Annotated in this window: 23 protein-coding genes; 12 read left to right on the top strand and 11 right to left on the bottom strand. The window is 64.2% G+C overall.

Features of this window, described 5'->3' with window-relative positions:
- The 5 genes from ASG57_RS27915 (at position 1) to mmsB (ending at position 6,009) form a co-directional block, all read left to right on the top strand.
- A complete protein-coding gene (locus ASG57_RS27915; RefSeq protein ID WP_024339919.1) occupies positions 1 to 1,077 on the top strand; it encodes an aldose epimerase family protein in 1,077 nt (358 codons plus the stop codon).
- Positions 1,074 to 1,952: an SMP-30/gluconolactonase/LRE family protein gene (locus tag ASG57_RS27910; RefSeq protein WP_024339920.1), complete on the top strand. Its 879-nt coding sequence runs from the start codon at positions 1,074 to 1,076 to the stop codon at positions 1,950 to 1,952. The genes ASG57_RS27915 and ASG57_RS27910 overlap by 4 nt, the downstream gene beginning before the upstream one ends.
- A 72-nt stretch (positions 1,953 to 2,024) precedes the next feature.
- A complete protein-coding gene (gene chvE, locus ASG57_RS27905; protein WP_024339921.1) occupies positions 2,025 to 3,095 on the top strand; it encodes a multiple monosaccharide ABC transporter substrate-binding protein in 1,071 nt (356 codons plus the stop codon).
- A gap of 149 nt (positions 3,096 to 3,244) precedes the next feature.
- The gene (mmsA, locus tag ASG57_RS27900; RefSeq protein ID WP_024339922.1) at positions 3,245 to 4,822 is read left to right on the top strand and encodes a multiple monosaccharide ABC transporter ATP-binding protein; all 1,578 of its coding nucleotides are present in this window, start codon (positions 3,245 to 3,247) and stop codon (positions 4,820 to 4,822) included.
- On the top strand, positions 4,819 to 6,009 hold the full coding sequence (mmsB, locus tag ASG57_RS27895; protein ID WP_024339923.1) for a multiple monosaccharide ABC transporter permease: 1,191 nt from the start codon (positions 4,819 to 4,821) through the stop codon (positions 6,007 to 6,009). The genes mmsA and mmsB overlap by 4 nt, the downstream gene beginning before the upstream one ends.
- 62 nt (positions 6,010 to 6,071) lie before the next feature.
- Here the strand turns inward: mmsB and ASG57_RS38855 are convergent, their stop codons facing one another.
- Complete coding sequence (locus tag ASG57_RS38855) at positions 6,072 to 6,227, bottom strand: hypothetical protein (RefSeq protein WP_091892367.1); 156 nt, start codon at positions 6,225 to 6,227, stop codon at positions 6,072 to 6,074.
- A gap of 173 nt (positions 6,228 to 6,400) precedes the next feature.
- Between ASG57_RS38855 and ASG57_RS27890 the strand changes: the two genes are divergently transcribed.
- From ASG57_RS27890 to ASG57_RS27860, 7 genes are all read left to right on the top strand, one after another.
- Positions 6,401 to 6,979 carry a cytochrome c oxidase subunit 3 family protein gene (locus ASG57_RS27890; protein ID WP_024339924.1) on the top strand — a complete coding sequence of 193 codons (579 nt, stop codon included), beginning with the start codon at positions 6,401 to 6,403 and terminating at the stop codon, positions 6,977 to 6,979.
- A complete protein-coding gene (locus tag ASG57_RS27885; RefSeq protein WP_024339925.1) occupies positions 6,979 to 7,239 on the top strand; it encodes a cytochrome C oxidase subunit IV family protein in 261 nt (86 codons plus the stop codon). Before ASG57_RS27890 ends, ASG57_RS27885 begins: the two co-directional genes overlap by 1 nt.
- A 93-nt stretch (positions 7,240 to 7,332) precedes the next feature.
- A complete protein-coding gene (locus ASG57_RS27880; RefSeq protein WP_024339926.1) occupies positions 7,333 to 7,785 on the top strand; it encodes a c-type cytochrome in 453 nt (150 codons plus the stop codon).
- A gap of 40 nt (positions 7,786 to 7,825) precedes the next feature.
- Entirely contained in the window at positions 7,826 to 9,172 is a 1,347-nt protein-coding gene (locus ASG57_RS27875; protein ID WP_024339927.1) for a cbb3-type cytochrome c oxidase subunit I, read from the top strand.
- Between the two features lie 62 nt (positions 9,173 to 9,234).
- Positions 9,235 to 10,047 carry a CbbQ/NirQ/NorQ/GpvN family protein gene (locus tag ASG57_RS27870; protein WP_024339928.1) on the top strand — a complete coding sequence of 271 codons (813 nt, stop codon included), beginning with the start codon at positions 9,235 to 9,237 and terminating at the stop codon, positions 10,045 to 10,047.
- A gap of 5 nt (positions 10,048 to 10,052) precedes the next feature.
- A complete protein-coding gene (locus ASG57_RS27865; RefSeq protein WP_024339929.1) occupies positions 10,053 to 11,972 on the top strand; it encodes a nitric oxide reductase activation protein NorD in 1,920 nt (639 codons plus the stop codon).
- Positions 11,973 to 12,099: 127 nt separating this feature from the next.
- On the top strand, positions 12,100 to 13,035 hold the full coding sequence (locus tag ASG57_RS27860) for a carbohydrate kinase family protein (protein WP_024339930.1): 936 nt from the start codon (positions 12,100 to 12,102) through the stop codon (positions 13,033 to 13,035).
- Between the two features lie 126 nt (positions 13,036 to 13,161).
- On the opposite strand, the gene ASG57_RS27855 is transcribed toward ASG57_RS27860, so the two are convergent.
- The 10 genes from ASG57_RS27855 to coxB form a co-directional block, all read right to left on the bottom strand.
- The gene (locus tag ASG57_RS27855) at positions 13,162 to 13,515 is read right to left on the bottom strand and encodes a c-type cytochrome (protein WP_230646491.1); all 354 of its coding nucleotides are present in this window, start codon (positions 13,513 to 13,515) and stop codon (positions 13,162 to 13,164) included.
- Between the two features lie 35 nt (positions 13,516 to 13,550).
- Positions 13,551 to 14,186, bottom strand: a complete 636-nt coding sequence (locus tag ASG57_RS27850) for a c-type cytochrome (protein ID WP_024339932.1) — start codon at positions 14,184 to 14,186, stop codon at positions 13,551 to 13,553.
- Positions 14,186 to 15,019 carry a substrate-binding domain-containing protein gene (locus ASG57_RS27845; RefSeq protein WP_024339933.1) on the bottom strand — a complete coding sequence of 278 codons (834 nt, stop codon included), beginning with the start codon at positions 15,017 to 15,019 and terminating at the stop codon, positions 14,186 to 14,188. Before ASG57_RS27845 ends, ASG57_RS27850 begins: the two co-directional genes overlap by 1 nt.
- On the bottom strand, positions 15,003 to 16,838 hold the full coding sequence (locus ASG57_RS27840; protein ID WP_024339934.1) for a PQQ-dependent dehydrogenase, methanol/ethanol family: 1,836 nt from the start codon (positions 16,836 to 16,838) through the stop codon (positions 15,003 to 15,005). Before ASG57_RS27840 ends, ASG57_RS27845 begins: the two co-directional genes overlap by 17 nt.
- A gap of 105 nt (positions 16,839 to 16,943) precedes the next feature.
- Positions 16,944 to 17,681, bottom strand: coding sequence for a heme-binding protein (locus ASG57_RS27835; protein WP_155248488.1), 738 nt, complete (start codon positions 17,679 to 17,681; stop codon positions 16,944 to 16,946).
- Between the two features lie 129 nt (positions 17,682 to 17,810).
- On the bottom strand, positions 17,811 to 18,734 hold the full coding sequence (locus ASG57_RS27830) for a cytochrome c oxidase assembly protein (RefSeq protein ID WP_024339936.1): 924 nt from the start codon (positions 18,732 to 18,734) through the stop codon (positions 17,811 to 17,813).
- Complete coding sequence (locus tag ASG57_RS27825) at positions 18,722 to 19,075, bottom strand: hypothetical protein (RefSeq protein ID WP_024339937.1); 354 nt, start codon at positions 19,073 to 19,075, stop codon at positions 18,722 to 18,724. The genes ASG57_RS27830 and ASG57_RS27825 overlap by 13 nt, the downstream gene beginning before the upstream one ends.
- Positions 19,072 to 19,671, bottom strand: a complete 600-nt coding sequence (locus tag ASG57_RS27820; RefSeq protein WP_024339938.1) for a cytochrome c oxidase subunit 3 — start codon at positions 19,669 to 19,671, stop codon at positions 19,072 to 19,074. Before ASG57_RS27820 ends, ASG57_RS27825 begins: the two co-directional genes overlap by 4 nt.
- Entirely contained in the window at positions 19,668 to 21,581 is a 1,914-nt protein-coding gene (gene ctaD, locus ASG57_RS27815) for a cytochrome c oxidase subunit I (RefSeq protein ID WP_024339939.1), read from the bottom strand. The genes ASG57_RS27820 and ctaD overlap by 4 nt, the downstream gene beginning before the upstream one ends.
- A complete protein-coding gene (gene coxB / locus ASG57_RS27810) occupies positions 21,578 to 22,588 on the bottom strand; it encodes a cytochrome c oxidase subunit II (protein ID WP_024339940.1) in 1,011 nt (336 codons plus the stop codon). Before coxB ends, ctaD begins: the two co-directional genes overlap by 4 nt.
- Positions 22,589 to 22,765 lie beyond the last annotated feature (177 nt).

Genomic DNA, 22,765 nt, shown 5'->3' with positions numbered 1-22,765 from the left:
ATGGCCGCGTCGAGAGTCACGAACGACGTATTCGGGACGCTGCCGGATGGCCGCAAGGTCCGGCGCATCGTGTTGCGCGGGGCAGGCGGCTTCGAGGCGCGGATCATTACCTATGGCGCCGTGCTACAGGCGCTGATCGCGCCGGACGCCAAAGGCGGATACGACGACGTCGTACTCGGCCATGACGCGTTTGCCGGCTATCTCGCCGAACGCAAGTTCCTCGGTGCCACCGTCGGTCGTTACGCCAACCGCATTGCCAAGGGGGAGTTTTGCTTGGACGGCGAGACGATTCAGCTTGCGGTCAACAACGGCCCCAATGCGCTGCACGGCGGCCTCGATGGCTTCGACCGCAAGCTCTGGGAGATCGCGGACATCGACGAGGGCCCACGACCCGCGATAACGCTCTCCCATGTCAGCCCCCATGGCGAGGAGAACTATCCCGGCCAGCTCGATGTGCGCCTGACCTATCGGGTCACGGGCCCGGCCGAGCTGTCGCTGATCATGGAGGCGCGAACCGACCGGCCCACCATCGTCAACCTGACCAACCACAGCTTCTTCAACCTTGAGGGCGCGACGTCAGGTACATCCGTCCTCGATCATAGTTTGACGGTTGCTGCCGGGCATTTCCTCGCCATCGATCCCACCGCCATTCCGTTGCCGGAGCCGCCACGCCCGGTAGCCGGCACGCCTTTCGACTTCCGCGAGCCGCGGCCGGTTGGCGAGCGTATCCGCGAGAGCGATCAGCAGCTGCGAAGCGGCAGGGGCTACGACCACACCTACTGCTTGAAGCGCAACGGCGAGCTCGCGCTTGCGGCCCGGCTCGAGGCGCCGCGCTCGGGACGGATCATGGAGCTGCTCACCAATCAGCCCGGGCTTCAGGTCTATTCCGGCAATTATCTCGACGGTACGATTTCAGGGAAGGGCGGCAAGCTCATCCGTCAATCGGACGCCATCTGCCTGGAGCCTCACATCTGGCCGGACGCGCCGAACCGGCCGGACTTCCCGAGCCCGCGGCTCGATCCCGGCGAAGTCTATCGCCATCACACGGTCTATCGTTTTTCAGCGAGGTCGCCATGACTGAGCAGGTGCCCACGACTGTCCTCTCGGACCATCCCTGCCACCTCGGCGAAGGCCCGACCTACGACGCCTCCACCGACACCGCCTGGTGGTTCGATATTCGTGAAGGGCTGCTGTTCGAGGCGCGGCTCGGCGGCAGTATCCGCGTTCACGAACTCGGCCGGATGGCGAGCGCGCTCGGACGCATCGATGCCGAGCGGCAATTGATCGTCGCCGAGGATGGTCTTTACATTCGCAAGCCCGTCGATGGTGCGATGACGCTGTTTCTCCCGCTCGAAGCGGACAATCCGGCGACGCGCTCGAACGATTGCCGCGTGCACCAATCCGGCACGTTTTGGATCGGCACCATGGGCAAGAATGCCGAGCCGAAGGCGGGCGCGATCTACGCGCTCCATCGCGGCAAGATCTCGACGCTGTTCGACGGCATCAGCATTCCCAACTCCATCTGCTTCTCGCCGGACGGCGCCACCGGCTATTTCACCGACACCCCGCGCGCGGTGCTCTATGCCGTGCCGCTCAATCCCGCGACCGGCCTTCCGCGCGGCGAGCCGGAAGTGCTGTTGCGCCACAGCGGCGTCGGCGGGCTCGACGGCTCGGTGTGCGATGCCGACGGGCAGATATGGAACGCCTGCTGGGGCGCGAGCCGGATCGATGTCTATTCTCCGCAAGGCGAGCGTCTGCGCTCGTTGAGCGTGCCGGCAAGGCAGGCGAGCTGTCCCGCCTTCGTCGGCGCCGATCTGTCGCGCCTCCTCGTCACGTCGGCCTGGCAGGATATGGACGCGGCCGCCCGCGCCGCCGATCCGCAAGCCGGCTGCACGTTTCTGTTGGAGGCATCCGCGCGTGGCCGCGCCGAGCCCGACGTCAAGCTCGCATAGGAGACCAGAGGCAGCGCGCGACCACGTTCTCGACGAAACAAAGAAGCAGTCTGATACCCAAGGGAGTGAAACATGCTGACAATGAAGACCACGTTCCTCGCGTTGGCGCTGGCCGGCGCTGCGACAATGGTCGCGGGCGTCTCCGCCTCCGCCCAGAAGGCGACCGTCGGGATCGCCATGCCGACAAAATCTTCGGCGCGCTGGATCGACGACGGCAACAACATGGTCAAGGTGCTGAAGGAGCGCGGCTACAATACTGACCTGCAATATGCCGAGGACGACATTCCGAACCAGCTCTCGCAAGTCGAGAACATGGTGACCAAGGGTGCCAAGGCGCTGGTCATCGCCGCGATCGACGGCACCACGTTGTCCGACGTGCTCAAGCAGGCGAAGGCGAAAGGCATCACGGTGATCGCCTATGACCGCCTGATCCGCGGCACGCCGAGCGTCGACTATTACGCGACGTTCGACAATTTCCAGGTCGGCGTGCTCCAGGCGCAGTCGATCGAGAAGGGCCTTGGTCTCAAGGAAGGCAAGGGTCCGTTCAACATCGAGCTGTTCGGCGGTTCTCCCGACGACAACAACGCGTACTTCTTCTACAACGGCGCGATGAGCGTGCTGAAGCCCTATATCGACAGCGGCAAGCTCGTCGTCGTCTCCGGCCAGATGGGCATGGACAAGGTTGCGACGTTGCGCTGGGACGGCGCCACGGCGCAGGCCCGCATGGACAATCTGCTCAGCGCCTACTACGGCAACAAGAAGATCAATGCCGTGCTGTCGCCCTATGACGGCATCTCGATCGGCATCATCTCGTCGCTGAAGGGTGTCGGCTATGGCAGCGCCGACCAGCCGATGCCGATCATCTCGGGCCAGGACGCCGAGGTGCCCTCGATCAAGGCGATGCTGCGGGGCGATCAGTATTCCACCATCTTCAAGGATACCCGCGACCTCGCCAAGGTGACCGCCGACATGGTCGACGCTGCACTCGGCGGCAAGGAGGTCACCGTCAACGACACCAAGACCTACGAGAACGGCGTCAAGACCGTGCCGTCGTATCTGCTCAAGCCGGTCGTGGTCTACAAGGACAATTGGGAGCAAGTGCTGGTCGACAGCGGCTACTACAAGAAGTCGCAATTCCAGTAGACCTCTGGTGCCGTCGTTCAGGGCACGCGAGGCGTGAACCATGGTGCGCTCTTGCGCACCTGAGAACCTCGAGATTCCGGGTTCGATGCTCCGCATTGCCCCGGAATGACGCCGGAGCGAATGACGAAGGTTTCCAGGAACATGATCCAATGACCGCCATGCTGGAGATGCGCAACGTCAGCAAGAGCTTTGCCGGCGTGCAGGCGCTGCGCGACGTCAACTTCTCGGTCCGCGCCGGGCAGATTCACGCCCTCGTCGGCGAGAACGGCGCCGGCAAGTCGACGCTCATGAAGGTGCTGAGCGGGGTTTATCCGCACGGCAGCTACGAGGGCACCATCGTTTTCGAGGGCGAGGAGCGACGCTTCCGCGACATCAACGATTCCGAGGCGCTCGGAATCATCATCATCCACCAGGAGTTGGCGCTGATCCCGCTGATGTCGATCGCGGAGAACATCTTCCTGTCGCATCCGCCGTCCAGGCTCGGCGTGATCGATCGCGACGAGGTGTATCGACGCACGCGGGAGCTGCTGGCGCAGGTCGGCCTGAAGGAATCGCCGAATACCCTGATCACCGATCTTGGCGTCGGCAAGCAGCAATTGGTCGAGATCGCAAAGGCCCTCTCCAAGCGGGTGCGCTTGCTCATCCTGGACGAGCCGACCGCCAGCCTCAACGAAGCCGACAGCGCCGCGCTGCTCGAGCGCCTGATGGCCTTCCGCGAGCAAGGCATCGGGTCGATCCTGATCTCGCACAAGCTCAATGAGGTCGCCAAGGTCGCCGACCACATCACGGTGCTGCGTGACGGCCGCACCGTCGACAGCATCGATTGCCATGTCGAACCGATTCAGGAAGACCGCATCATCCGTAGCATGGTCAACCGCGATCTTGCGCACCGCTTCCCGGAGCGCAGCGCGAAGATTGGCGAAGCCGTGCTCGAGATCGCGAACTGGTCGGTCTATCACCCCATCCATCCCGAGCGGCAGGTGATCAAGAACGTCAGTTTCAACGTCAAGCGCGGCGAAGTCGTCGGCCTCGCCGGCTTGATGGGGGCAGGACGCACCGAGTTCGCCATGAGCCTGTTCGGCGGATCCTGGGGCACCGGTATCGGCGGAAGCCTGCGACTTGAGGGCAGGGAGGTGGTGTTGCCGAACGTCGCCGCCGCGATCGATGCCGGCCTCGCCTATGTCACCGAAGACCGCAAGCAGCTCGGCTTGATCCTCGCCGACGACGTGCGCAAGAACATCACGCTTGCGAGCCTCGACCAGGTCGCGCCGCGGCGGGTGATCGACGACATTGCCGAGCTGAAGGTCGCCAGCGACTACCGCAACCGCATGCGGATCCGCTGCTCCGATGTCTATCAGGAGACCGGCCAGCTCTCCGGCGGGAACCAGCAGAAGGTGGTGCTGTCGAAATGGCTGATGACCGATCCCAAGGTCCTGATCCTGGACGAGCCGACGAGGGGCATCGACGTCGGTGCCAAGTACGAGATCTATTGTATCATCAATGAACTGGCTGAAGCCGGCCGCGGCGTCGTCGTGATCTCCTCGGAGATGCCCGAGCTGCTCGGCATCTGCGACCGGATATGCGTGATGAACGACGGCGCGTTCGTCGGAGAATTCAGGGGAGCCGAGGCGACGCAGGAGAAGATCATGCGCGCCATCATGCGCAACGAACGAAGTACTGGGAACGCCGCGCCCGCGGCCGCGGAGATGGGAGGATCGCAGCCATGACCGACAAGACGGTGTCGCTGCCCGAGGAGCGCCGGCACGGCAGCTTCATCAAGAACAATCTGCGCAATTACGGCATGCTGATGTCGCTGATCGCGATCATGCTGTTCTTCCAGGTCGTGACCGGCGGCACGCTGCTGCAGCCGCTCAATCTGACCAACCTGGTGCTCCAGAACAGTTACATCGTCATCATGGCGCTCGGTATGCTGCTGGTCATCGTCACCGGCCATATCGACCTCTCGGTCGGCTCGGTCGCGGGCTTCATCGGCGCGGTGGCCGCGGTGCTGATGGTGACCTACAAGGTCGACTACACGCTCGCCTTCATCGCCTGCCTTCTAGTTGGCGCCGCCATCGGCGCCGCGCAGGGCTATTGGGTGGCCTACTTCAAGATCCCGTCCTTCATCGTGACGCTTGCGGGCATGCTGGTGTTCAAGGGTCTTGCACTTGCCGTGCTGCAGGGGCAGTCGCTGGGGCCGTTTCCGCCGACCTTTCAGAAACTATCGTCCGGCTTCATTCCGGAGCTGCTGCCCGAAGCCGGCACGCTGCATCCGACCTCCATGCTGATCGGCACCGTGCTCGCGCTCGGCCTCGTCTACGCCGGCGCGAAGGGCAGATCGCGCGAACAGTCGCACGGTATCGAGGTCGAGCCCTACGCATTCTTTCTCGGCAAAAGCATCCTGCTGGCCTGTGCCGTGCTCTATTTCACCTATCTGATCGCCTCCCACCGCGGCCTGCCCAACGTGCTGGTGATCATGACCGCACTGATCGCGCTCTACGGCTTCGTCACCCGCCGCACGGTCATTGGGCGGCAGATCTATGCGGTCGGCGGCAACGCCAAGGCGGCAAGCCTGTCGGGCATCAAGACCGAGCGGCTGACCTTCCTGACCTTCGTCAACATGGGCGTGCTCGCCGCGCTCGCCGGGCTCGTCTTCGCCGCGCGGCTCAATACCGCGACGCCCAAAGCGGGGCTCGGCTTCGAGCTCGACGTGATCGCCGCCTGTTTCATCGGCGGCGCCTCGGCCTATGGCGGCGTGGGACGGGTCGGCGGTGCCGTGGTCGGCGCCATGATCATGGGCGTGATGAACAACGGCATGTCCATCCTCGGCATCGGCATCGACTATCAGCAGGTGATCAAGGGGCTGGTGCTGCTGGGGGCGGTCTGTATCGACGTGTATAACCAGCGGCGCTGACGCTACGTAGTCTCGCGAGAAGCGGTGGGCGCGCTTTGGCCCTGCTGACCTAACGGCACCTGCTACTGCGTCGTGAACAGCACCGCCGCGATCGCGACGGAGAGGCTCACTGCGGAAACGGTCGCCACCGTCGAAAGCACGCCCATTCGCCGGAGTGCGATGGCAAACGCGATGATGATCGGTGTCGCGGTCATCAGCCCGATTTGTGCATCGCTCATCTTATCGTTCCCTGTTCTGCGGAACCGCCGGATGCGCCACCCTATGGAAGTGCGGCAAACGAGACGTTGCGCTGGCGCAAATGCTTCTCCGGCCGGTTGCACTATTTGTGCGGCGACAAAGTTGGAACCGCGCCGGTGAGATATCCGTTCGGCGTCCTTGATGCGGAATGCAGATGTCGGCGACGGATTGCGAACAGCAAGAAACCGGCTGGGGAATCCTCGGAGATCTTCCTGGCGATCCCATGATCTGGGTGCTGATCTTCAGCGAGCTCGCCGCTTTCGGCCTGTTTCTTGGCGCTTTCGTCGTGGCTCGCGCGCTTCATCCGGCTGTCTTCGCGGCCGGACAGGCCACTCTCGATACGCATCTTGCCGGAATCAACACTGTCGTTCTGGTGACAAGTGGCTGGGCCGCTGCCCGCGGTACGGCCGCCGCGCGTGCGCGGCGCCGGCCAGCCGCGCGGGGCTGGATGTTCGTCGCCATGGCGCTCGGCGCGCTCTTCATAGCCATCAAGCTGTTCGAATATTCCGGCGAGATCGCGTTGGGTAACGGCTTGGAGACGAGCCCGTTTTTCACGCTGTACTTCCTCCTCACCGGATTCCATCTCCTGCATGTCGGCCTCGGCATCGTGATTCTCGCCGTAGTTTCCCGGAGCGCCGGTGCTGCGGGCGTTGAGACCGGAACCGCTTTTTGGCACATGGTCGATCTGCTCTGGATCGTGATGTTCCCGATCATCTATCTGGTGCATCAGTGATTCCGGATCGTCTCGACATCGCATGGATCGCGCTTATTGGCTTTGCCCTCGCGACCATTCTGCTCTCGTCACTTGCCGCACGTCCATTGCTCGGCAATGCCCTGTTGCTGACGCTCGCGGCCCTCAAGGGCCGCCGCGTCGTGCTCGATTTTCTCGATCTTCGCGCCGCGCCGGCGCTTTGGCGAGGCCTCGTCAGCGCCTGGGTCGTCATCGTGGTGCTGTTTGCCTGGCTCGCATCCGCCGTCGTTGCCCTGATCTGACGCGCTCATTGCGCCCTGACAAAGAACGAACGGCCCCCGTCGGCAATAAATCGCAGCATCGCATCTCGCTTGAATCAACGGAAAGGATTGGCAATGGCTGAACGCCTGACCAAGTCGGCCGCTCGAAACGTCTTCTACGGCGGATCGGCCTTCTTCTTCGCCATTTTCATAGGGCTGACGGCGCACAGCCACTACTACATGACCACGACCTCCACCGACGCCGCCACGCTGACATCGTCGGTCGCCCGCGGCAAGCACGTCTGGGAGAAGAACTCCTGCATCAACTGCCACACCCTGCTCGGCGAAGGTGCCTACTTTGCGCCTGAAGTCGGTAACGTCTGGGACCGCTGGGGCGGCAACGAGGATCCGGCCGCCGCGCGCGAGACGCTGAAGGCCTGGATGCAGTCGCAGCCTTCGGGTGCGCCCGGCCGGCGGCAGATGCCGCAGTTCAACCTCACCGACCAGGAACTCAACGATCTCGCCGACTTCCTGCAATGGACCTCTACGATCAAGCGCCAGGAGTGGCCGCCGAACAAGGCCGGTTGAGAGCATCGCCTCCCGAATCCCTCAAGACAGAGAGCCTGAGATGAAATACCAGACCCAGAAAGTCGCGATGCTGTACTTCTACGGCGCGCTGACCCTGTTCCTCGCGCAGGTCCTGTTCGGCCTCGTCGCCGGAACGATCTACGTCCTGCCCAACACGCTATCGACCCTCCTGCCTTTCAACGTCGTCAGGATGATCCATACCAATGCGCTGATCGTCTGGTCGTTGATCGGCTTCATGGGCGCCACCTACTTCCTGCTTCCCGAGGAGACCGAGACCGAGCTGTACAGTCCGCTGCTGGCGAAGGTTCAGTTCTGGATGTTCTTCGGCGCAGCCGGCGTCGCCGTGGTCGGCTATCTCTTCCACTATCATGAGGGCCGCGAGTTCCTCGAACAGCCATTCATCATCAAGGTCGGCATCGTGGTCGTCTGCCTGATGTTCCTTTTCAACGTGACGATGACGGCACTCAAGGGTCGGAAGACCACAGTCACGAACATCCTCTTGTTCGGCCTGTGGGGCGTTGCGATCTTCTTCCTCTTCGCCTTCTACAATCCGATCAATCTGGCGGTCGACAAGATGTACTGGTGGTACGTTGTCCATCTCTGGGTCGAAGGCGTCTGGGAGCTGATCATGGCCTCCGTGCTGGCGTACCTCATGATCAAGCTCAACGGCATAGACCGCGAAGTGGTCGAGAAGTGGCTCTACGTCATCATCGGCCTTGCGCTGTTCTCGGGCATTCTCGGTACCGGTCACCACTTCTACTGGATCGGCGCGCCCGGCTACTGGCAGTGGATCGGATCGCTGTTCTCCACGCTCGAGGTAGCGCCGTTCTTCACCATGGTGATCTTCACGGTGCAGATGACCTGGAAGGCCGGCCGCAAGCATCCGAACCGCGCAGCTCTGTTGTGGTCGGTCGGCTGCTCGGTGATGGCGTTCCTGGGCGCCGGCGTCTGGGGTTTCCTGCATACGCTGTCTTCCGTGAACTATTACACCCACGGCACTCAGGTCACCGCCGCGCACGGTCATCTCGCCTTCTTCGGCGCCTATGTAATGCTGAACCTGGCGGTGATGGCTTACGCGATCCCGCAGATCAAAGGACGCGCGCCCTACAATCAATGGCTCTCCATGGCGAGCTTCTGGATCATGTGCACGGCCATGATGGTGATGACCTTCGCATTGACCTTCGCCGGCGTGGTCCAGGTCCATCTCCAGCGCGTGCTCGGGCAGGGCTACATGGACGTGCAGGATCAGCTCGCGATGTTCTACTGGGTCCGGCTCGGCTCAGGCGTGTTCGTGGCGATCTCGGCTCTGATGTTCGTCTGGGCCGTGCTGGTCCCGGGTCGCGTCAAGCAGCCGGTCATTACCGGCGCGTTGCAGCCGGCTGAGTAAGCAAAAATGGCGGTCGCGGTTTGTCGCGACCGCCTTCTCAAAGTGAACTCCGGAGAAAGATCATGAACGCAGCACTCCTCGCCGTGGCGGCGTCCGAACCCGAGCTGCCGGCCTATGTCGCAACCGGCAACGAATGCGCGTTGTTCGAGCACGCCTGGCGAAATCAGCTGCCGGTCCTCTTGAAGGGCCCGACCGGCTGCGGCAAGACGCGCTTCGTCGCCCATATGGCGGCGCGGCTCGGATTGCCGCTGCACACCGTCGCCTGCCACGACGATCTCACCGCGGCCGATCTCACCGGCCGCTATCTGCTGCGGGGCGGTGACACGGTATGGACGGATGGTCCGCTGACGCGCGCAGTGCGTGGGGGCGGCATCTGTTATCTCGATGAGGTCGTGGAAGCGCGCAAGGACGTGACCGTCGTGCTGCATCCCTTGACCGACGATCGCCGCATCCTGCCGCTCGAGCGCACCGGCGAGGAGCTGGTGGCTCCCAACAGCTTCATGCTTGTCGTATCCTACAATCCCGGTTACCAGACGCTGCTGAAGGCGCTGAAGCCGTCCACACGGCAGCGCTTCGTCGCCATCGAATTCGGTTTCCTGCCGGCCGATCAGGAGATCGCCGTCGTGTCGTCCGAAAGCGGACTGGCGCCAGAGCGCGTGCGGCCGCTGGTCGGGTTGGCTGGCCGGCTGCGCGCGCTGAAGGGCCACGATCTGGAGGAGGGCGTCTCCACCCGGCTGGTCGTCTATTGCGCGACGCTGATTGCCGCCGGTACGCCGATCGCCGACGCCGTGCTCGCCGGCATGATCGAGCCCCTGACCGACGATGCCGACGTGAAGGCGGCGCTGCTCGACGTCGCGCGCGCCATGATCGGGTGAGGCCCATGCTCGACTTCCTCGAACTGGAGGAGACGGTCGGCCGCGCCTGGCACCGGATGGTCGGCGGCACCGGGAGCTATCCGGTTCACGACGATCACGCCGTCGCGCTCGCGGGGATGAAGAGCCGGCTCGCGGTGATGTTCCGCGCGCTCGGCGGCGAGACGGGCGTGCAGATCGCGAGCGCCGGCGCACGCAGGGCAGGCCATCGTCTCGGCTGGCGACAGCGCATCGGCCTCGGGGACGAGCGACTAGAGCAGCCGGGCCGCGACGCCGCGACCATCTTCCTGCCCGATCGCATCGCGCTCTTTCCGGACCGGGCCTTGAACGCAGCGCTCTATCGCTGGCTTGCGGCCTGGTTCGCGGTGGCTCCAATCGAGACCATCATGGAAACCGATCCGCTGCGGCGGGATCTTCTGGTTTTGCGCCGGGCGAGCGCGACGACGGTCTTCGTGCTCACGCAATTTCCAGGGCTCGCCGCCGACTACGCGCGGCTCGCCGCCGCCACCGCCGAGGCCCGGCCTCGCCGACCTCTGCCGCGCACCGAGCAGGACATCGAGCTGGTCGTCCTGGCCCTGCTCGGTGCGAGCAAGGGGCCAGCGGGCAAGTTGTGGCCGGCCATGATGGGGATGGAGCCGTTGCCGGACAAGGCGCCGCCGGGCTATCGCTCGATCCTGCCGTGCCCGCTCTGGGGCGATTGCTGGACGCGTGAACTATCGCCTACCCATGCGGGCGAGGATGAATGTGCCGATGGTGCGGAGCCCGCCGGCCAGGACGATCGCAAGCGCTTCGCGACTCGCGAGCGCGAGGACAATGCCAACCGCCGCGATCCGTTCGTGCTCAACCGCTTCGAGAAGATCCTCGCAATGGCGGAGATGGTCAATGTCGATCGTCCCGCTGACGACAGCGAGGATGAGGATGCGCAGAAAGCGGCCGACGATCTCGAGGAGATCACGCTCAGCCGACGTACCGGCAAGCCGGCGAGCCGGTTCAAATTCGATCTCGACCTGCCCCCCGAGGCCCTTGATGCCTCACCGCTGAGTGCGGACTTCACCTATCCCGAATGGGACTACCGCAGCGGCTCCTATCTGCCGGATCATTGCCGCGTGCTCGCCGGCGCGGCCTCCGAAACCGGAGAGAGCTGGGTCCCCGACGATTCCATGCGCCGGCACGTCCGCCAGGTGCGCCGCCGCTTCGAGATGTTGCGGCCCCGTCACGAACTGATGCGGGCGCAGGCCGACGGACACGACCTCGATCTCGATGCGCTGGTACGTGCGCGGTGCGACCTCCGTGCCGGCAGCGGCGGCAGCGGTCTCGATCGCATCCATGTTGCCATGCGCCCGCAAGGGCACGATCTCGCTGTCACGCTCCTTGTCGATGTCTCGTTGTCGACAGACGCCTGGGTCGACGGCTACCGCGTGCTCGACGTCGAGAAGGAGGCGCTGCTGGTGCTCGCCCACGGGCTCTCGGCCTGCGGCGATCACCACAGCATCCTGACCTTCACCTCGCGCCGGCGCTCCTGGGTGCGGGTCGTAACGGTCAAGGCCTTCGGCGAGCCGATGGGCGGAACGGTGGAGCGCCGCATCGGCGCACTCAAGCCCGGCTACTATACACGGATCGGGGCCGCGGTGCGCCACGCCGCGGCCGAGCTCGCGCACCAGCCGCAACGCAAGAGGCTGCTGCTCGTCCTCACCGACGGCAAGCCGAACGATGTCGATCATTACGAAGGCCGGTTTGCACTCGAAGACACCCGCAAGTCGGTGCAGGAGGCGCGCCGGCTCGGGATCGCGGTGTTCGGTGTGACGATCGACGCGGCGGCACAATCCTACTTTCCGACGCTGTTTGGCCGCAGCGGTTACGCCATCGTCGGCAACATAAAGCGATTGCCCGCGGCGCTGCCGGCGATCTACCGGCAGGTGGCGCATTGATGCGAAGCTGAGCCAGTGCGAATGAGGCATCGTCGTGCTGGTGGATGGCGACGATACTTGCTGATAGGTTCGCCTCGACGGTGGTGGAGCAACCGCAAGCGAGAATGAGAGCCGGACCTTGAATGGGATGCTGATTGCCTGCGGCGATGCGTTGATCGATTTTCTGCCGACGCGGACCCCGGACGGATGTGAGGCGGCGCTGCCGGCAGTCGGCGGCTCCTGCCTCAACGTCGCGATCGGCTTGGCGCGGCTCGGCGCGCCGACGGGCTTCGTCGGCGGCATCTCGACCGACCTGTTCGGACGGATGATCGCAGATCACGCCGCCGCCTCCAACGTCGATCTCGGTCTCGTCACCCGCAGCGACGACCAGACCACGCTCGCTTTCGTCCGCACCGTCGCGGGCGACTCGCAGTACGCCTTTTACGATGCCGGAACCGCGACGCGGAACTGGACCTATCGGCGCGGCTCGATCGCGTTCAGCAAGGTCGAAGCCGTCCATGTCGGCTCCACGACCCTGGTCAATGACCAAGGCGCGGCGGAGACGACAGCGCTGATCGAGGATGCGCGTGCGTCCTCGACGATCGCCTTCGATCCGAACTGCCGACCGAACCTCGTCAAGGACGAGCCGGCCTATCGCGCGCGTATGTCCGAGTTCGCGGCACGCGCCGATCTCATCAAGATGTCGGACGCCGACTTCGCCTATCTCTTCGGTGAGGAGTCGTATGAGCTGCGGGCGAACGTGCTGCTCGGGCAGGGCGCAAGCCTTGTCGTGATCACCCGCGGCGAGACCGGCGCCGTCGCGTGGCACGCAAAGGTGGGGCAGATCGAAGTCTCCGCGCCGAAGGTCGAGGTGGCCGACACCATCGGCGCGGGCGACAGCTTTCAAGCTGCCTTGCTCTTTGCTCTCTACAAGCAGGGGCATCTCACCCGGCTGCGAATGAAGGACATCGGTGCGGACGAGCTGCACCGCGCGCTCTCTTTTGCCGCCCAATGCGCCGGCCTGACCTGCACGCGTGCGGGCGCCGATCCGCCCTGGCTGCACGAGCTCGGCTGGACGCTCTAGAAGGCCGCGCCTCTGATGCGACTCTGCCCCCTCCGCTGGCGGGAGAGGTCAGCCCACATCTGAAAACAACCCCATGCACAGTAGCCAGGCGCAATCATTTCAATGGCTTACATTGGGGCAGGACGGTCATTTCAGCGTATAGAGAAACGCCGCGATGTCGCGCGCGTCCTTTTGCGGAATGCCCATTTTCGGCATCGCATTGCCCGGCAGCGCCTTCTGCGGATCTTCGATCCAGGCCGCCATATTGTCCGGCGAGTTCTGGATGTAGCCGGCAATGTAGGTCCGCGTGCCGATCCGATGCAGCGGCGGGCCGACGTTACCATTGGCGCCCGCGACGCCGGGGATGTCATGGCAGCCGCCGCAACGGTAGGTCTTGACCAGATCGGCACCGCGGCGTGCGTCGCCGCTGAAATTGTCAGGGCCCGCCGCCGCTGCTTCGCCAGCGCCGATGACCGCCAGTCCCAGCACCGAGATCAGCAAGCGCGCCGCACATCTGTCTCCCATTCGGCCTCCGATCAGGGTTTCTTGCCGAAGTTGAAAGCCTTGGTGGCGGACCAGGGATCGGTGGTCGAGACCTGCTCGGTCGGCACCTGTTCGACTTCAGGTGACAACGGGTTCGCCGAGAACGTGCGGCCCCATTGACGGTTCGGCTCGTTGCTGATCCTGCCGATATAGGTGACGAGATCCCAGATCACGCTGTCTGGCAGCACGCCGCCCCAGGCCGGCATTCCGTTTGGCCGGCCCTGGTAGATCGAGAGAAAGATGTTCTCGGGCTGCGAGCCGTAGATGAAGGTGTTGTTGCTCAACGCGGGTCCCATGCCGCCACCGCCATTGGGTGCGTGGCAGCCGACGCAGTTGAAATTGATGTAGTAGGTCATCCCGCGTTGCTCCGCGTTGGGATCGCCCTGCATGGGGTTCTTGATCTGAGGCGGATCGGGCCGCGCGCCCGGATGCAGGTGACTGACCGGAACCTGCATGAAGACGCCGGGACTGCCGTTACCGACGCTGCCGCCGAAGTTCGGCCGTGGCGCCAGCGTCGGCATTTGTGCCTCCTGCGATTGCGGCAGGGTCTGCTGGGCAAGTGCGGGACCATGCAGCGCGACCGCCAGCAGCAGGGATATGGCGCTCGCGCGCAGCGCTTGAGCTGACATCACTTATGTCCTCCGGATGCGGTGACCGGCTGCTCGACAAGCGGCACGCCAAAACTTCGCAGCAGTGACGCAATTTCGGATCGATGCGCGTCGATGAACGCGTTCAGCCGGTCGCGCAAGGCGTGGTCGCCCTTGCGAACGCCCATGGCGATGGCGAACTGGAATTGCTGGGGTGCGAAGCCCTCGTAGTCCTGAATCGGCGCGACCGTGAGCGGCACGGGCGAGCTTTTCGCGAAATAGCCGCCCATCGGCCCCCAGGCGGCGGCGACATCGATCTTGCCGCTCTCGACTGCCTCGATCAGGCGCGCCGGCGGATTAGCTTCCCTGTAGTCGCCGTAGATCGAATAGCCGTGGACATTGTCGACGATGCCCTGCTCGCCGAGCGCCTGCGCCGGCGGCGGATTGCTGCCGTCGTCTCCGATCAGATGCACGCCGATTGCCAGATCATGCAGCCGCGGGTCGAGCAGCGACGACAGATCGAGCTGTCGGTCTTGCCGGGTGACGAAGACGTAGGTCGAGCGGTAATAGGGCCTCGTCGTTTCCACCAGATCATAACCCGCAGGCACACCCATCACGACGTCGCACCTCCCGGCCTTCAGTGTGTTGCGGATGAAGCCGCGACGCTGAGCCCACCAGGTGTAGGCGACCTTCTGGCCGAGATGCTCGGCGATCATCGCGGCGAGCCTGTTCTCGAAGCCCGCCCCCGCGCTGTTCGAGAACGGCAGATTGTTCGGATCGGCGCAGACGCGAAGGTCGCCATCCGATGCGGCCGCTGGCGTGGCCGTGAGGGCGAGCAGGAATGCAAGGGCGATAGCGCTATTTCGCGGGCGCACGACTTGGATCCTCGCCAGTTGCGCCGCCCAGCCTGAACACGAGCAGTTCGCTGCCGCCGGCGGTATAGAACGGCAAGTCCTGCGTCGCGCCGGTGAAGCCGAGTGCGCCGTTGCGCACACGTTGATCCACCTCGGCGTTGGCGACGACGCCGGGCCAGCCGCCGACGCCCGACAGGATCGCGATATACTGTTGTCCATCGGAGCCGCGGTAGGAAACCGGCTGGCCTACGAAGCCGGAGCCGGCGCGGAATTGCCAGAGCACACGCCCATCCTTGGCATCCACCGCCTTGAACAGGCGATCCATGGTGCCATAGAACGCGACGTCGCCGGCGGTCACCAGCGCTCCGCTCCAGACCGGCAGTTTCTCCTTGATCTCCCAGACCTTCTTGCGCGCGACAGGGTCCCACGCCATGAACTCGCCGCGATGGCCGCCGGGTCCGGCATACATGTCGACGTCCGCGCCGATATAGGGCGTGCCCGCGATGTAGCCGACCTGCGAGGCCTTGAAGTTCATGCAGAGATGCTGATGCGGCACGTAGAGCAGTTTCGTGCGCGGCGACCATGCGCTCGGCTGCCAGTCCTTCGCACCCGGGGCGGCAGGGCAGATGTTCTCGACTGTCTTGCCGACCAGCGGCGTCTTTTCCTCGTTCGGGATGATCTTGCCGGTCTTGAGATCGACACCGTTGTAGACGTTGACGAACTCATAGGCGTCAGCCGAGATGACTTCGCCGGTGGCGCGGTCCATGACGTACATGTAGCCGTTGCGACCGGGATGAATCAGCACCTTGCGCGGCTGGCCATTGAGCTCGAGGTCAACCAGCACGTTCTCGTTGACCTCATCATGGTCGAACAGATCGTGCGGGATGAACTGATAGCCCCACTTCGCACGACCGGTGTCGGGGTCCCTGGCGAAGATGGATGCGCTCCAGAGATTGTCCCCGCTGCGCTGGTTGGCATTCCATGGGCTCGGATTGGCGGTGCCGTAATAGATCAGGTTCAGGTCAGGATCATAGGAGATCCATCCCCAGACCGTGCCGCCACCGACCTGCCAGCGATCGGCAGGCCAGGTCTTTACCCCGAGATCGGCGCCCTTGAGATGCTCATAGAATGGCTTGAAGTCGTCTCCGATCAGCACGTCCTTGTCGGGCCCGGTGGAGTAGGCGCGCCAGACGATGGCACCGGTGTTCTCGTCGAGCGCGGTGATCCAGCCGCGCACGCCCAGCTCGCCGCCGCTGTTGCCGACCAGAACCTTCCCTTTCACGACGACGGGCGCCATCGTGATCGTCTCGCCCTTGTTGATTTCGCCGAGCTTGGTGTGCCAAAGCTCCTTGCCGGTCTTGGCATCGATCGCCACGGTGTGGTTATCGAGCGTATTGAGGAAGACTTTGCCGTCGTCGAAGGCGAGCCCTCTATTGACTACGTCGCAGCAGGCAACGCCGGCAGCGGCGGGCTCCGGCTTCGGCGCATAGGACCATTTGAGTTCGCCTGTTGTCGCATCCAGCGCAAACACGCGGTTGGGATAGGGGCCTGCATAGGGACCGACCACATACATCGTGCCGTCCACCACGAGCGGTGCCGCCTCCTGGCCGCGATCGGCGCCGAGCGAGAAAGTCCAAGCCAGCTGCAAGCGCGCCACGTTGGTCGTGTTGATCTGGTCGAGTTCACTGTACCGGGTGTTCGCGTAGTCGCGTGCCGCCATCGGCCATTGGCTGGGGTCCTTCATGCGGCTCGCCAGATCGCTCTGTGCCAAAGCGGAGGACAGCAACGCAACGAGGGCGCAAGGCACGCTCAGCAATCGCGCGAGAACACGCACTAGCATATGTGAAGATCTCCACGGCGATGACGAGGCCGTGCGGCTTTGCAGGCCGGTTTGTGAAGGTACAAACCATGCGCTTCCGCTTGGTTCCAAAGTGTGATTGCCGGGCTACCTCACCACATTCCCGGATACGCCTGCGCCGAGATCGACGGCGATCTGGTCCTCCTTGCCGTTGCATTTGGGGTGGCCGAAGCCCGACGCGCTTTTGCCATCCGGGCCAATGTCATAGATGATCGCGTCTTTCATGTTCGGACTGACGCCGGCCGGGACACGGTCGAGCCCGAGCAGGTGGCGCACACGCCAGGCCACATTGTGGTCGGCGCAGGAGCTATCGCCGCTGACGCCGAGCGCGCCGGCGATGCCGTTGCCATCGTAGAGCGCCAGTCCGCCGCCGAATACGATCACGCCGCCGACGGGCTTGCCCACCATCGGATCATGCGCCGTCCCGAACTCCTCCGGAGCGCCGCCGTACAGGACCTCCGGCGACGGCGGGTTGCTCAGGGTCGCGCCGAACAGGATGCCGCCCGGCTGCGCGCCCGCGTAGAGATTTGCCGTCGCCATCGCCTTGTCCTTGAGGCTGAACGCATTCGCCGTGTTGGCCTTCTCGGCTGCGAGCGCCCGGCTGCCGGGCCATTGATCGTCAACCTTGCTGCCACTGTAGGCGATCGCGCAGACGATGCCCTGCCGGTTGACGACCGCAGCCCACTCGTTGTTGTCCAGGCCGCCGTTACTGGGGCCGCCGCCAGGCTTCACGCTCTTCTTGAGGATGTCGACGAGCTGATCGTGGTCGACCGGGCACGACAAGGCGGGCCGGGGCTGGTCTTGTGCTTTCACGGCCACCGGCATCGATAATGCCGCCGCCAGGACGGCAGCCGTCCCCGTGACGCATCGTTGGCCCATGTGCGATCCCTTCGATATCTCGGTCAGCAGGCGAACGTTCAAACGGAAGCTGCAGTTCCTATCGGGAGCGGGCGCTCACCCTGGATATTGCGTGGGAGCGAGCGGCGCCCGGCTATCGTTCACCGTCAACCAGCGGTGAGCAAAGAACAACGCAGCGCCGGTGTAGAGGATTCCCATCGGCACCCACATCAGGATGCCGGCGAGTTGCTGGTCTTCGAGCGGTGACAGACCGAATTCGCCGGCGAGCGCGCCCTGACCGGGGATCCAGACACGTGGCGAGACGGTGAGGAGAGCGCCGAGCACGCCCGAGTGCAGGATCGTGATGAACAGGCAGGCCACGGCGATGCCGTCGCGCATGCGGGTGCTGCGGCCCGCGCCGCGGCCATGCAGCAGCACCCACCAGAACAACAGCGAGGTTGCAAAGAAGCTGACGTGCTGGAGCCGATGTACCGCCGGGTTCGCGAGCGCCCATGCATAGAGTGGCGGTGCGTGCCAGGCCCAGAGCGCCAGGCCATGCACCGCCGTCGCGCTCACGGGATGACCGATGAAGCCCCAAGCGAGTGCCACGGGTGGGGCATTCAGCATACGCCCGGCTGTGGGGCGGAACGATGCCGGCAGGCTCCACAGCAGCGGACCGTTGAGACGCGCGTAGGCCATCAGCGGCGCGGCGACCACCATGAGGAGCTCATGTTCGGCCATATGCGCAGTGAACAGGCGCTCGCCGAGCCAGTGCAGTGGCGATGTCACCGCGAGCGCCGCGACCAGCCAGCCGCTCCAGAACGCGCCGACCTGGAAGAAACTCGCGCCCCGACCGGCTCCCGCATGTGCCCACAACCGCTGCGTACCAACATAAAAGCCGATGCCAACGATATAGAGCGGGGCCATGAGCCAGGGATCGAAGCTCCAGAGCGATCCCGAATCGACATCCGAGAGTCCATGGGCGGATGCCGGCTGCGCGAGCAGCGCAAGCAGCAGTGCCGCGAGTCTCAGCGCAGGCATGGGCTGATCAGGAGCGAGGCGGCCAACTGATTGGCGATGACCAGCGCAAACAGCGCGCCCATGCCGACGCCGACCCAGGCCATGAATGACCTGGGTCCGCCGCCTTGGGCGTCAACCCATTCCGCGCCAGCGCCGCGGCGCATCGCGCGGGCCGATATCGCCGTTCCCGCCAGGGCGACGATGGCCAGCACGACGCTGACGATCGTGCCGCTCACGCGCGTCGTCTCGCACGAGAAATGTGCGAGCACGTAGATGCCTTGCAGGTTGAGCCCCCAGGAGACGGGTCCGAGCGCCACGCCGGCCCAATAGAGCAGTTTGCCATTTCGATCGGCTTCGGTCATAGGCGCGGCACCCAATCGAGCAGGACGTAAAGCGGCAGCCAGGCGAGCACGACGAAGTTCCAGTAGAACACGTTGTCGGTCACGTCGCTGAAGCGGCGCGGCTTGGCGTGACGGGTGAACATCAGCACCGCAAGGACGACGGTGTCGCCGAGGTCGGTGGCGAGATGGGCCGTATGCAGTCCCAGAATCAGCCAAACGATGGAGCCGTAGGCGGAATTGTCCCAACGCGTGTTGAGATGCGCGAACTCGAAGCCGCGCAGCACCAGAAGGGCGATGCCGATCAGCGCCATCATGATCAGGCAAATGCGGGTCTTCGCCAGATCCTGCCGGTGCGCGACGCGATTGGTATATTGGTTCGGGATGATGCTGAGCAGATAGAGCACGGTCGCGGCGGTGCCGGGCCAGAGATCGGGCGGCGGCGCGCCGATCGGCCAAGTCGGGTTGACGGCGTAGAGATAGAGATAGGCGCCGATCGCGACGGCGAAGCCCATGCCTTCCAGCGCCATGAAGCCCATGGCTCCCCACCAGGGGCCGCTGCGCGGACCGAAGCCGTAGGTCGGCAGGTCCGAGACGTTGCGTACGATGGTCTGCCTCACGACTCGTCCTCCTTGCTGCCGGTGGGCCAGAACCAGCCGATCAGGGCCACGGCGATCGGCGGCGTGCCCCAGAGCACCGCCCAGGGAGTGAAGATCGACCCGATGAAGAAGATCGCCGTCGCGATTGCCGTGAGCAGCGGCCAGATGCTGGGCTCCGGCGAGGCTTCTCGGATTTGCGGCTCAGCCTCCGCGAGCGAGGTCACGAGCACCTCGCGCCGGTCCGCGCTGAGGCCGGCGGCCACTGGCAGGATTTCGCTGTCGGCCCATAGCGGATCGCGATGCTTGACCACGGGAATGCGATCGAAGTTCTGCGGGGGCGGCGGCGATGACGTGGCCCATTCCAGCGTCGAGGCGTTCCAGGGATTGTCGCCTGCGAGCTCACCCCGTCGCAGACTGTAGATCACGTTGACCAGAAGCAGCGCGAAGCTGAGCGCGAACAGGAAGGAGCCGACGCTGGACACCAGGTTCAGATGAGCCCAATCCATGTCGGCGGTATAGGTATAGACCCGCCGCGGCATGCCGATCAGCCCGAGGAAGTGCATCGGAAAGAACGCGACGTTGAAGCTGATGAAGGCGAGCCAGAAATTCCATTGCCCGAGCCTCTCGCTCAACATGCGGCCGGCGATCTTGGGAAACCAGTAATAGACGGCGCCCACCAGCGGAAATACCGCACCGCCGATCAGCACGTAATGGAAGTGAGCGACCACGAAATAGGTGTCGTGCACCTGGGTGTCGATCGGCACCGAGGCCACCATGACGCCGGAGAGACCGCCGAGCACGAAGATCACGATGAAGCCGATCACGAACAGCAACGGGGTCCGGTAAATGGGACGCCCGTCCCACAGCGTCGCGAGCCAGCAGAAGATCTGCAGCCCGCTAGGCACCGCGATCAGCATGCTGGAGGCCGTGAACAGCCCGGCCCCGAGTTGGGGCAGGCCCGTGACGAACATGTGGTGAACCCAGAGGCCGAACGACAGCAATCCGGTGGCGATGAGCGACAGAATGACGATCGGATAGCCGACCACCGGCCGGCGCGCGAAGGTTGCCAGGATCGCCGAGACCATGCCGGTGCCGGGAATGAAGATGATGTAGACCTCGGGATGCCCGAAGAACCAGAACAGGTGCTGCCAGAGCAGGGGATGCCCGCCCGAGGAAGAATCGTAGAAGCGGGTGTTGACGAGGCGGTCGAGGATCAGCGACGTCGAGGCGACCATCACCGAGGGCATCGCGAACATCACCAGGAAGGCGGTCACCAGCATTGCCCAAACGAACAGCGGGATGCGATCGAGCGTCATGCCCGGCGCGCGCTGCTTGAACACGGTGACGACGATCTCGACCGCGACGGCGAGCGCTGCGACCTCGGTGAAGGTGATCATCTGCGCCCAGACGTCGGTGCGCTTGCTCGGCGAGAATTGCAGGTTGGAGAGCGGAACGTATGAGAACCAGCCGACGTCGGGGCCGACGTTGAGCAGGAACGAAAGCCAGAGGAAAGCACCGCCGAACAGAAACATCCAATAGCTGAAGGCGTTCAGGCGGGGAAAGGCGATGTTCCGCGTGCCGACCATCAGTGGAACGAGATAGACGGCGAATGCTTCCATGACAGGCACGGCGAACAGGAACATCATCGTCGAGCCGTGCATCGTGAAGATCTGGTTGTACTTGTCTGCGGAGAGAAACGTCTTCTCCGGCCCGGCAAGCTGAATGCGCATCAGGGCCGCAAGGATGCCGCCGAGAAGCAGAAAGACAAAAGCGGTGAGGATGTAGCGGCGGCCCACGACCTTATGGTCGACCGACATCAAGGCACCGAGGAAGCCGGACGGGGTGCGCCAAACACGTTCGAGCTGTCTCGTCAGCTGAAATCCGTTCAGGACGTCGTCCCGCAAGTTGCGCTCTTCCGCGGCCGTGCTCACTTGAGCTGCTCCAGATAATGGATGATCGCGATCAGTTCGCCCGATTGCAGCGGCATTTTCGGCATCAGGTTGCCGGGCTTGATGTGCTGGGGATCGGAGATCCAGGCGCCGAGCGTCGCAGGCGTGTTCGGCAGCGTTCCCGCGGCGATGGTCGTGCGGCTTGCTATATGCGTGAGGTCTGGGCCAAGCTGGCCTCCGGCCAGCGTGCCGCTGATGTTGTGGCACAGAGCACACCCGCGTGCCCGGAACAGGGCCTCGCCCTGCTTGCCGAGCGGATCGCTGGGGCTGTGGGCGCTCCGGTTTTCATGCTCGCGCCAGCGCTCGAACTCGTCGGGCGGCAGCGCAATCACGGCAAAGGCCATGTGGGCGTGCTGGAGCCCGCAGAATTCGGCGCATTGTCCACGATAGACGCCGGCGTTTTTCGCCGTGAACTGCAGCTCGTTCTTCTGCCCGGTGACGAGGTCCATCTTGCCGGTCAGGCTCGGCACCCAGAAGCTGTGGATCACATCGGCGGATTCCAGCTCGACCCTGACGGGCTTGCCGGTTGGGATGCGGATTTCATTGGCGGTGACGAAGCTCTTATGCGGGCTGTCGGCCTCGTAGCGGACCTCCCACCACCATTGGTGACCGATGACCTTCAGCGTGAGGGCCTTCTCGTCCTTGGCGAAGATGGTGCGCTGTCCGGCATAGCTGACGAAGGAAAGTCCGAGCACGATGAGTGCGGTGGCCGTCCCGAGCCAGAGCACGACGCGTCCGGCGCGGTCTTCGTACCCCTGGTGGAGATCCAGCGGCCGGTCGGCCGCGCGCTTGGTACGCAGCATTCCGGCCGCGAGAACCACGACGACCCCGATCCACACGACAGCCGAGACGGCGAGGAAGATGAACAATGTCGAGCGGATCTGCTCGGATTGCAGCCCTTGTGGATCGAGCGCCGACTGACGTCCGGCGCATGCGCTCAGCGGCAAGCACGTGCACAGCACCAGAACTCTTCGTACCCAGACTGGCATGAACGCTTGCCGTGCTCCCCTTGAACAGGCGGAACCGGCGAATTGTACAAAGGTTCCTAGCGGCGGGGCAGTCGCAGCGTCTGGAGCCCGGTTCCTGCAATGTGGCCCGAGTGGAGGCTTGATCCGACGCTCTGCAATTGACTTACGATAATTTCGCCGCCTGCGAATGCGACCTGC

This window comes from Bradyrhizobium sp. Leaf396 (assembly GCF_001424605.1).
Taxonomy (GTDB): domain Bacteria; phylum Pseudomonadota; class Alphaproteobacteria; order Rhizobiales; family Xanthobacteraceae; genus Bradyrhizobium; species Bradyrhizobium japonicum_C.
This window is presented reverse-complemented; position numbering and strand designations above follow the sequence as displayed.